Here is a 9,987-nt window from a genome sequence, read left to right as displayed (position 1 = left end):
GCTCACGACCGGGGGACCGGGGGCGGCGCGCCGCCGCCGTGCTCGTGGGAGCGAGCATGGTCGCGGGGGCCGCGGCGTGCTCGGAAGGCGACGACAAGGACGGTGCCGAGGCGGTTCGCCTCACGGTGTCGCCCGAGGGCGGCGGAACGCACGGGCCGGAGCGGCCCATCGCCGTCCAGGCGCACGGCGGCACCATCGAGAACGTGACCGTGTCCACCGGGGGCGGCGCGGTCGAGGGCGGCCTGAACGCCGACAGGACGGAGTGGCGGTCACGCTGGACGCTGGAGCCGGGCGCGACGTACACGGTCGGCGCGACGGCGCTCGGCGCGGACGGCAGGACCCGTACGATCACCAGCCGCTTCGCGACGGCGAAGGTGGAGAAGACCAACGACGTGACGATCGAGGCGCCGAACGACAAGGAGACCGTCGGCGTCGGCATGCCCATCATCATGCAGTTCGAGCGCCCGGTGAAGGACAGGGCGGCGGTCGAGCGGGCGCTGGAGGTCCGCGCCGACAAGACCGTCGAGGGCGCCTGGCACTGGTTCGGCGACCAGGAGGTCGTGTTCCGGACGAAGGAGTACTGGCCGGCCCACACCAAGGTCACCTTCGACGCCCACCTCAGCGGTGTGCGCACCGGTGGCGACGTGTACGGGGGGAAGAACTACTCCCTCGGCTTCAAGGTCGGCGACTCGCAGATCTCCACGGCGGGCGAGGACACCCACAAGATGGTCGTGAAGGTCAACGGCAAGAAGGTCCGCACCATCCCGACGAGCATGGGCAAGGGCGGGGTGCGCAAGTACACCACCACCAACGGCGTCCACCTGGCGATGTCGAAGGAGGACCCCGTCACGATGACGTCATCCTGGATGGGGATCAGCCCGGGGAGCCCCGGCGGCTACAGCCTGACCGTCTACAAGTCGGTGCGGATCTCCGACAGCGGTGAGTACGTCCACAGCGCGCCGTGGTCGGTGGGCAGCCAGGGCAGCTCGAACGTCAGCCACGGCTGCATCAACGTCAGCCCGTCCAACGCGAAGTGGTTCTTCAACCTCACCCAGCGCGGCGACCCCATCGTGGTGACCGGCTCGAGCCGGGAACTCGAAACGGACAACGGCTGGGGCTACTGGCAGGCCGACTGGAAGGAATGGGTGAACGGGAGCGCGCTGAAGCGGTCGGTCAAGACGGCCCCGCCCGAGGACGCGTCCACCGTGTCCGCCGGGCAGGGCGGCCCGGACCAGCCGCGAGCCGAAGGCGAGTGACACGCCGGCTAGCGCAGCGGCGGCGGTTCCGGGACGCCGTTGCCGCGGGCCCAGTCGCGGGCCATGGCGATCCTCTCGGGGCCCGGAGGGTGGCTGAGCCACAGCAGGCTCTCCAGGGCGTCGGGGTTCAGGTCGGAGATGTTGCGCACGGAGAGCTCGTGCTGCATCGACACGAACGTCGCCGGGTCGCGGGTGAGGTTCAGGGCGTGCACGTCCGCGCGGGCCTCGATGTGCCGGCTGACGAGGTTCATGACGGGGCCGCTGAGCTGCGTCCCGGCCGTCACCAGCGCGAGGACGAGCGCGATGGACCTCGGGTCGGCCGCCCCGGTGCCGCGGGCACCGGGGCGGGTGCCGGGCGGGCCCGCGGGATCGATGCCCGCGCGGCGCAGGAGGCGCGGAGAGGTCATCAGCAGGTGCAGCAGGCACATCGCCCCGGCGACGCCGAGTGCGCCGACCAGCGTTCCCCACAGGACGTCGTCGCGCTTGGCGTGGCCGAGCTCGTGCCCGACGATCGACTCGATGCGCTCGGGCGGGGACTTCAGCAGCGTGTCGTACAAGACGATGCGGCGGGTGGAGCCGAAGCCGGACACGTAGGCGTTCAGCGACGTCGTCCTGCGCGAGGCGTCGGCGACGAGGACGTCGGTGACGGGCACGCCGTCCCGCTCGGCCATCGCCAGCAGGTCGGAGCGCAGCGGCTCCTGCTTGAGCGAGTGGAACCTGTTGAACACCGGTTCGACGGCGATCGGGTAGATGAACGACACCAGGACGACGAGGAGGAACCCGCCGGCGGCGGCGCCCGTCCACCAGTAGCGCGGGAAGCGGCGCACGACCGCGTACAGGAGCAGCAGGGCGACCGCGTAGACGACCCAGGTGACGCCGAGGGACTTGAGCTGGTCCACGAGCCACTCGGGCCAGCTCTGCGTCGACAGCCCGTACCGGCGCAGTACCGACTCGCGCCAGATGCGGAACGGGAGCCCGGCGACGCGCAGCAGCGTCGTGAGAGCCAAGGCCCCGATGACGACGCGCAGGGGCCAGCGGCGGGTGCGTGCGGTGACCCAGCCGATGAACCGGGCGCCGAGTGGGGTGAGGCCCAGCGCGAGTATCAGCGCCAGGCCGACGACGAGGCCGGCGTAGGCGGACGGGTTGATGGCCGAGTCGAACGCCTGGGAGCGGGCGATCTCGGCGGGGGAGAAGTCCAGCGCCGGATCGGGTTCCGCGTGCCCGCCGGGGACCGGGCCGGGCAGCGGGTCCCAGGGCGTGGTGACGGCGATGACGGCGCCGAGCCCGGCGAACAGCACGGCCGCCGCGACGGCGGCGGCGATCCGGGGCCGCCGCATGCGCGCGGCTCGCTCGTCGTGCTCGCCGGGTTCGTCCCGGCGGGTGCGCTCCGCTCCACCGGCGCCGGGCTCGGCCGGGCCTTCGGCCGCCTCTGCCTCGCTCAAGTGAGCTCCCGTTTCAGGTAGTCGCGCCATAGGGCGGTGAAGCGGTCCCGGGTGAGCCCCAGCACGTCGCGCAGCGCGGCGGCCTCCGGGACGCGCCCGGCGGTCCGGTAGAGCCGCACGAGCGTCGCCTCACCGTACCGGCCCGCGACCATCCGGCAGGCGAGCCAGGACTCCTGGTACGCCTGGGAGAGGCGCGCGGATCCGGCGGAGAACGCGTCCGCGGCGGGCAGCGCGGACGGGACCCGTCCCGCGGCCACCTCGCGGCGCAGCTCGGCCGCCGCCGCCCGGACGCCGACCCTCGTGCGGAGGTAGCCGACGTAGTCCGCGAAGCCCTCGATCAGCCACAGCGGAGTCGTGCGGTCGCGGGCGCCGCCGGTGGCGACATGCGTCAGCTCATGGGTCAGCACGACGTCGCGCCCCAGGTCGTTGAGGCGGCCGAAGGTGCCGGGGGAGACGACGACGCGGTCCTGGCCCCGGGCCCGGCCGGCGGACGGTGCGACGGTGGCGAGGGCGGCGATCTCGTCGAGGCGCCGGTCCGGGCCCGCGAGCGCGGACGCCAGCCCCGCGTCGGCGGGGACCAGGGCGACGACGCGCCGCGCCCACCCGGTGCCGACGACGCCGGTGACGACGGGGACGGCCGCGTCGAGGCGTCCGGCGATCTCGGCGAGCCCCGGGGCGTCGCCGATGACGAGGCTCGCGCGACCCTCGGCCGTCTTCAGGTCGCCGCCGTCCCAGATCGCGGGGTCGTCCCGGAGGCCGCGGGACGCCCCGTCTCCGACGATCGTCCAGGTGCCGGAGCGGCGGGCCAGCGCCAGGTGGCGGGAGGCGACCACGTCGCCGCGGTCGAAGCCCCGCAGCCGGTGGCGCACCTCCACGCGGACGACCACGGCACCCGCTTCGCCGTCCGTGCCCTGCGGGGCGACGACGCGTTCCTCCCAGCGCTCCAGCGGAAGCCTGCGGAGGTTGCCGTACATGCGGGACTGAGCTTCTTGGAAGGCGGCGGGTGCGGAGGCCACCGTCGCCAGGAACGCCGCCCGGTCACCGCTGCGCACGGCGCGCGCGCGGTTGGCGAGGACGGTGGCGGCCGCCGCCGGGTCGAACGTCCCGGTGCCCTCGTCCGCGCGGACGGGGCGCGGGCCGTCGTCGCCGGAACGTGCGCCGAGGAGCGCCCCGCCGCCACCGAGGAGCACGGCGGCCCCGCCCGCGCCCAGGGCGAGTGCCCTGCGGCGCGTGACGGGGCCGCCGTGCCCGGGACCGTCCTCCATGCGCGCGATCCTATGCAGCGGGCGGAGGAGGTGCCGTCACGACCTGTACTCTGGGTATCCGTAGCCGACGATGCTCCGGGTCGGGCGTTCCCTGACCCGGACGGCCTCGTCGGTGTTGCCCTCCACGGCCTCGATGGTGCTGTCGTTGATCTTCTTGGTCACGATGCCGATGTGCACGATGTCGTCGAGGCTCTTGCCGCCGCGCCATGAGTAGAAGACGATGGCGCCCGGCTTGGGCTCGGTGCCCCAGCGGCCCTGGTCCCGGAACCACTTGGCGTGGGCGATCGTCCATGCGTCGCTGCCGAACTGGTCGGTGAAGCCGAGCTGGTCGCCGATCCATGAGATGAACATGTCGCACCAGGCTGCGGCCCCATACCCCCGGACGGAGCCGCCGTCGCGCGCGACGGTCTCCTTCGCGCGGGAACTCTCCGTGTACCACTTGTTGAACTTGGTCTCGCCGTTGCCGTCCTCCTCGATGCCGACCTGGGAGCGGGCGAGTTCGATGGCCTGCTCGGCGGTTGGGCGGGTGTCCTCGGCCGGCTTCTCCGAGCCGCCGGACTCCGGCCGTTCGTTCCCGGAGCGCTCGCCGTCCTCGCCCTCGCCGCCGTCGCGGCCGCCGCCGTCCTTCGGCGTGGCCCGGCTCTCCTTCTTCGGCCCGCCCTTCACCTTGTCCTTGGACGAGGACGTGCCGCCGCGCTCGCCGCCGCCCTTGGCGCCGTTGAGGTCGGCCGCGGTGACCTGGGCGGGCACGGAGCCGAACGGCAGCACCGACGCCTGCGCGGTGGCCGCGGCGGTGCCGAGGACGGCGGCGCCGACGATCACGCCGCCGGTCGTCCGCCACGTCAGGGTGAGGCGGCCCGGTTTGCGGTGCTTGCCGGACGGCTTCTGGTTCTCGACCGGCAACGTCTCGACCGGCAACGTCTCGACCGGCGGCTTCTCGGCCGGTGACTTCTTGCCCGGTGACTTCTTGCGGTGTGCGCCTGGCACGGGGGATCTCCTGACTTCCATGCCGCCTACCGGGTTAGCTGACGGGTTCGGGCGTGGAAGCCGCCCTACGGCGGCTCTCACCGGTCGTCCGGGAGAGACGCGCCGATTCACCCCGGGTGCCGGAATGCCCGTCCGGGGCTAGCCCCGGACTCCGGCGGATATGGGTCCCCGGTTCCGCGCGTCGGCGGATTCGGCGCTGCCGCTGCGATCCTGGGGGCGTGATGGGGCCCGTGCGCGGGACCTGTCTCCCGCGTGCGAAAGAGCGGCGCCTGATGTTGTGGGTGTTGTGCGGACGGCGGCCCGTTCGTCCGGGAGCCGTCCGTGCCTGACCCGCGATGTCCGCCGTCGCAGCGCGCTCAGCGCCATGCCCGCTGGGGCGTGCGCACGGTGGAGCCGGGCCGGCCGGGCCTGCGTGGAGGCCCGCTGCGGCACCGTGGGTGCCGCGGGCGACGCGTGGAGCGCGCCGCCGGCAGGGGGAGCGGCACGTGGCTCGCGCCGCCGTCACGCGGCAGCTGGATGTGCCGCGTGGGACCATGGCGCCCGGTGGGCGCCGTGGGGCTCCGGCGTCTGGCGGGCGCCGTGAGTGGTGTAAAGGTACCAAAGCACCAATAGAACGCAAACCCCCCCAAAATCAACAACGGACCAGGTCAAGACCTGGTCCGCTGTCGGAGTGGGCTCCGTCACGCCCGCCGCGGGGCGCTCCGGGGCGGGCGTCAGGGCCGCCCGGCGCCGTAGTAGTTGTTCAGGTAGTAGCCCGAGGTGATGCTCACGACCTCGACGTTCTTCCCGGTGCGCGGCGCGTGGATCATCTGGCCGTTGCCCACGTACAGGCCGACGTGGCCGAGGCCGCTGAAGAACACTAGGTCGCCCGGCTGCAGGTTGCTCTTGTCCACCCGCTTGGTGGCGGCGTACTGGGAGTTCGTCGTGCGGGTGATGCCCACGCCCGCCGCCGCCCACGCCTTCATGGTCAGGCCGGAGCAGTCGTAGGAGTTCGGGCCCTCGGCGCCGTAGGAGTACGGCTTGCCGAGCTGGGCGTAGGCGAAGTCGAGCGCCGTGCGGGCCGAGCCGCTGGCCGGGCCGTTGTAGGTGCCGCCGATGTTGCCCGAGCCGCCGCCGGACGACGGCGTCGTCCCGCCGAGCCGCCGCAGCAGCGCCTTCTGCTTGGCGACCTCCTTGTCGAGCTTCTGCTTCTGCTCCCGCAGCTCCTTCGTCTTGGCCTTCACGTCCTCGTAGGACGCCTTGGCCTGCGCCTCCTCGCGGCGGAGCCGCTGGGCGGTGGAGAGGAACTGGGTGAGCTGGGAGCTGCGCTCCTGCGACAGGTGCGAGAAGACCGCGGCCTGGTCCAGGATGGCCTGCGGGTCGTTGCTGCCGACGAAGCCGGTCACGCCGTCGGTGTCGCCGTTCTTGTAGGCGTCCGCCGCCATCTGGGCGATCCTGGAGCGCTGCTCCTCGAAGGCCGCCTGCTCCTGCTTGCTCGACTTGAGCGCCGTCTGGTACTTCTTCTTGGCGATCTTGAGCTTCTCGTTGAGCTGGTTGAACGCCTCGACCTTGTGGTCCATCTGCTCGGCGAGCTTGTCGAGCTTCTTCTGGACCTGCGCCCGGGTCGGCTGCGGGTCGGCGTGCGCAGCCATCGGAGGAGCCGCGAGGGAGACCGCCAGGGTCAGACTCGCGACGGCCGCCAAGCGGCGGGAGGCGCCTCTGCGCGCCGATCCGCCCCGCCGGTCGCGCTCGTGCGCCGTTTCCCCGATGCGATCATTGGCCACGGTCGGTTTCGCCTCTCTCGTCCTCGACATCAGGCGATGACATTAGCGAGGCGCAACAACCGTCACAACCGGTTCATCACTCTTTGGTCGACTTACTTGAACAACATCCACTTTCCGTGATGACAAGATCACGTACCGCGATGCTTCCCTTATGACAGCCTTATGGGGTCCTTATGGACGCGCGGCCTCACGCCCGGCCCAGCCGGCGCAGCAGCAGCGTCGACGGGCAGGGCCGGGCACTGGCGCGGCGCGCCGCGTCGGCCACCTCGCGGTCCGACGACACCACCACGACCGAGCGGCCCGGCGGCTCCGCCCGCACCAGCTCGCCGATCAGCTCGTCGGCGGTCTGCCCGGGACGGCTGAACAGCACCCGCACGCCGCGCGGCGCCGCGATGGCGACCGGCGCGTCCAGCTCCGCGCCGTCGAACACGCAGGTGACCTCCGCGCGGGTCTGCGCCGCCAGCCCGCCGAGCCCCGACAGCAGCCTGCTGCGCTGGTCCGCCAGCGGCAGCTCCCCGTACCCGGTCTTGGTGACGTTGTAGCCGTCCACGATGAGGTGCACCCGCGGCAGGGTCAGCAGGCGGTCGAGCAGCTGCGGGTCGCCGTCGGACAGCGCGCGGCCGGGCAGCGCGCGGTGCGCCTGCCGGTCGGGCTCCAACCCGCCGACCGCGTCCGCCGGACGGCCGATGGTCGACGGCAGCGCCAGCTCCCGGCGGACGCCCTGCGCCGCGTCCTGGAGCGTGTCGAGCAGCATCCGCAGCCGCACGTCGTCGACGTTGCGCCCCTCGCGCGCGGCCCGCTTGGCCGCCTCCGCCGCGGCCTCGGCCTGCGCCGCGCGGGCGCGCAGCTTGCGCAGCTCCTTCTCCGACGCGGCGGTCGACTCGCGCGCCGCCGCCAGCTCCCGCTCGGCCTCCCGCGCGGCCGCGCCGGCCCGCTCCTCCGCCGCCCGGTACCTGGTGCGCGCCTCGTGCAGCTTGCGGCGCAGCTCGGCCACCTCGGCCTTGCTCTCGCGCAGCTCGGCGCGCAGCCGGTCGACCTCCGCGGAGCGGGCGGTCCGGGCGGCGGCCAGCTCGTCCTTCAGCGCGGCGACGCGGCGGGCGGCGTGCTCCTCCTCGGACGCCGTCGCGGAGCGTTCCAGCTCCTCGCGCGCGGCCTCCACGAGCTCCGTCCACCCCCCGGGGCGCAGGAGGTAGGCCAGCACGGCGACCCGCACCGGGTCGGCGGCGGGCGGCACGTCCCCGCCCTCGACGGCCTCCACCAGGTCGGCCTGCGTCTCGCGCAGCGGCTCGGCGACGCGGCGCCGGAAGCCGTCGTCCTTCTCCAGCACCGCGGCGATGTGCTGCCCGGCCAGCTTGGCGCGCTTGCGGCGCTCGAACCGCGCGAAGCGGCGCAGCGGGACGGGGACGTCCTCGATCGGGAGCACCCCGATCAGCTCGGCGGCGACCTCGACCACCTGCTGCCGCACGGCGCCGGGGAGCGGCCGGCTCAGGCGCTCCTCCCCGGGAGGCGGGGCGGCCGCCCCCTCCGCGAATTCGTCGCCGGGCGTCGCTCCGGGGCCGTTGTCGATGATCCCGCTCCTTCCGGGCTTCGCCGCCGGTGGACTGTGTCTTCCCGAGCCGCCCACGCCCAACCAGGGCGAACGCGTGATCGGACGGATCGCGCCGGGCTTCCCCAGCCGTCCCGCGGCCCCCGCCCGGCGGGACGCGCCGGCACCCTCCAACCCTAGCGGGCCGGGCTTCTGTCGGTGGCGTCCTCTACGGTCGCGCTCATGACGGCTGCGCACGGTGTCCCGGCCGGTGCCCGGGCCGGTGTCCAGGGCACCCTCGACGACCTGGGCACCCCGTTGTCCGAGGTCACCTTCGTGGTGGTCGACCTGGAGACGACGGGCGGCTCGGCCGCCGACTCCGCCATCACCGAGATCGGCGCGGTCAAGGTCCGCGGCGGCGAGGACCTCGGCGAGCTCGGCACCCTGGTCGACCCCGGCGGGCCCGTCCCGCCGTTCATCACGGCGCTGACCGGGATCACCACGGCGATGGTGTCGGCCGCGCCGCGCATCGAGGCGGTGCTGCCCGCGTTCCTGGAGTTCGCGCGCGGCTGCGTGCTCGTCGCGCACAACGCCTCGTTCGACATCGGGTTCCTCAAAGCCGCCTGCGCCGAGCACGGCTACGCCTGGCCCGCGTTCCCCGTCGTCGACACCGTCGACCTCGCCCGCCGCGTCCTGTCCAAGGACGAGGTGCCCAACTGCAAGCTCGGCACCCTCGCCCGCTTCTTCCGCACCTCCACCGAGCCGACGCACCGCGCGCTGGCCGACGCCCGCGCCACCGTGGAGGTCCTGCACGGGCTCATCGAGCGGCTCGGCTCGTTCAACGTCACCTCGTTCGAGGAGATGCGCGGCTTCGCCAAGGCCCCCACGCCGGAGCAGCGCCGCAAGCGGCACCTGGCCGACGGCGTCCCGAGCACGCCCGGCGTCTACCTCTTCGAGGACGCCTCCGGCGAGGTCCTCTACGTCGGCAAGAGCGGCGACCTGCGCTCGCGCGTGCGCAGCTACTTCACCGGCTCGGAGACGCGGGGCCGCGTCCGCGAGATGGTCGGCCTCGCCGAGAACGTCCGCACGATCGAGTGCGCCACCGGGCTGGAGGCCGAGGTCCGCGAGCTGCGGCTGATCGCCGGGCACAAGCCGCGCTACAACCGCCGCTCCAAGTTCCCCGAGCGCGCCATCTGGCTGAAGCTGACCGTGGAGCCGTTCCCGCGGCTGTCCATCGTGCGCGAGTGCCGCACCGACGGCGCCCGCTACCTCGGTCCCATCTCGTCGCGCCGCCAGGCGGAAGAAGCACGTGCGGCGCTGCACGAGGCCGTCCCGCTGCGCCAGTGCACCCAGCGGCTGACGCTCCGGCTGGTCGAGCGCGGCAAGACCCGCGCCTGCGCGCTCGCCGAGATCGGCCGCTGCGGCGCGCCCTGCGACGGCCGCGAGTCCCCGGACGCCTACGCCGTCCACGTCGGGACGGCCCGCTCCATCATGGAGGGCGACGTGCGGCCCGTCGTGGCCGCCGCGCAGGTGCGCATCGACCGGCTCGCCTCCGAACTGCGCTACGAGGAGGCCGCCGCCCAGCGCGACCGGCTGGCCGCGTTCGTCCGCGCCGCCGCGCGCGGGCAGCGCCTCGCCGCGCTGGCCCGGCTGCCCGAGCTGGTCGCCGCCCGCCCCGGCTTCGACGGCGGCTGGGAGCTGGCGGTCGTGCGCTACGGCAGGCTCGCCGCCGCCGGCACCGTCCCGCCC

General features: G+C 73.7%; 7 protein-coding genes and 1 riboswitch. Of the genes, 2 read left to right on the top strand and 5 right to left on the bottom strand.

Features of this window, described 5'->3' with window-relative positions; translation table 11 throughout:
- Positions 1–1,256: Ig-like domain-containing protein (locus E1266_RS31380; RefSeq protein ID WP_347876760.1), on the top strand; the 1,256-nt coding region annotated here is incomplete at its 5' end.
- A gap of 8 nt (positions 1,257–1,264) precedes the next feature.
- On the opposite strand, the gene E1266_RS31375 is transcribed toward E1266_RS31380, so the two are convergent.
- From E1266_RS31375 to E1266_RS31355, 5 genes are all read right to left on the bottom strand, one after another.
- Positions 1,265–2,698 (bottom strand): M48 family metallopeptidase, encoded by a 1,434-nt coding sequence (locus E1266_RS31375; protein ID WP_243719110.1) that lies wholly within the window; start codon positions 2,696–2,698, stop codon positions 1,265–1,267.
- A complete protein-coding gene (locus E1266_RS38395; protein WP_165966283.1) occupies positions 2,695–3,963 on the bottom strand; it encodes a hypothetical protein in 1,269 nt (422 codons plus the stop codon). The genes E1266_RS31375 and E1266_RS38395 overlap by 4 nt, the downstream gene beginning before the upstream one ends.
- Before the next feature lie 36 nt (positions 3,964–3,999).
- On the bottom strand, positions 4,000–4,950 hold the full coding sequence (locus tag E1266_RS31365; protein WP_132053226.1) for a CHAP domain-containing protein: 951 nt from the start codon (positions 4,948–4,950) through the stop codon (positions 4,000–4,002).
- Positions 4,951–4,958: 8 nt separating this feature from the next.
- Positions 4,959–5,156, bottom strand: a riboswitch (cyclic di-AMP (ydaO/yuaA leader).
- Between the two features lie 507 nt (positions 5,157–5,663).
- Entirely contained in the window at positions 5,664–6,581 is a 918-nt protein-coding gene (locus tag E1266_RS31360) for a C40 family peptidase (protein WP_243719108.1), read from the bottom strand.
- A gap of 319 nt (positions 6,582–6,900) precedes the next feature.
- A complete protein-coding gene (locus E1266_RS31355; protein ID WP_243719107.1) occupies positions 6,901–8,178 on the bottom strand; it encodes an NYN domain-containing protein in 1,278 nt (425 codons plus the stop codon).
- Positions 8,179–8,481: 303 nt separating this feature from the next.
- Between E1266_RS31355 and E1266_RS31350 the strand changes: the two genes are divergently transcribed.
- A partial coding sequence (locus E1266_RS31350) for a DEDD exonuclease domain-containing protein (RefSeq protein ID WP_132053222.1) occupies positions 8,482–9,987 on the top strand: 1,506 nt, incomplete at its 3' end.

This window comes from Actinomadura sp. 7K534 (assembly GCF_004348575.1).
In the GTDB taxonomy this organism is placed as follows: Bacteria; Actinomycetota; Actinomycetes; order Streptosporangiales; family Streptosporangiaceae; genus Spirillospora; species Spirillospora livida.
The sequence above is the reverse complement of the archived record's forward strand: the minus strand, read 5'-3'. Positions and strand labels throughout refer to the sequence as shown.

Coding starts and splice junctions, on each gene's coding strand:
- E1266_RS38395 (WP_165966283.1), bottom strand. CDS start 3,963: ATGGAGGACGGTCCCGGGCACGGCGGCCCCGTCACGCGCCGCAGGGCA.
- E1266_RS31360 (WP_243719108.1), bottom strand. CDS start 6,581: ATGGCTGCGCACGCCGACCCGCAGCCGACCCGGGCGCAGGTCCAGAAG.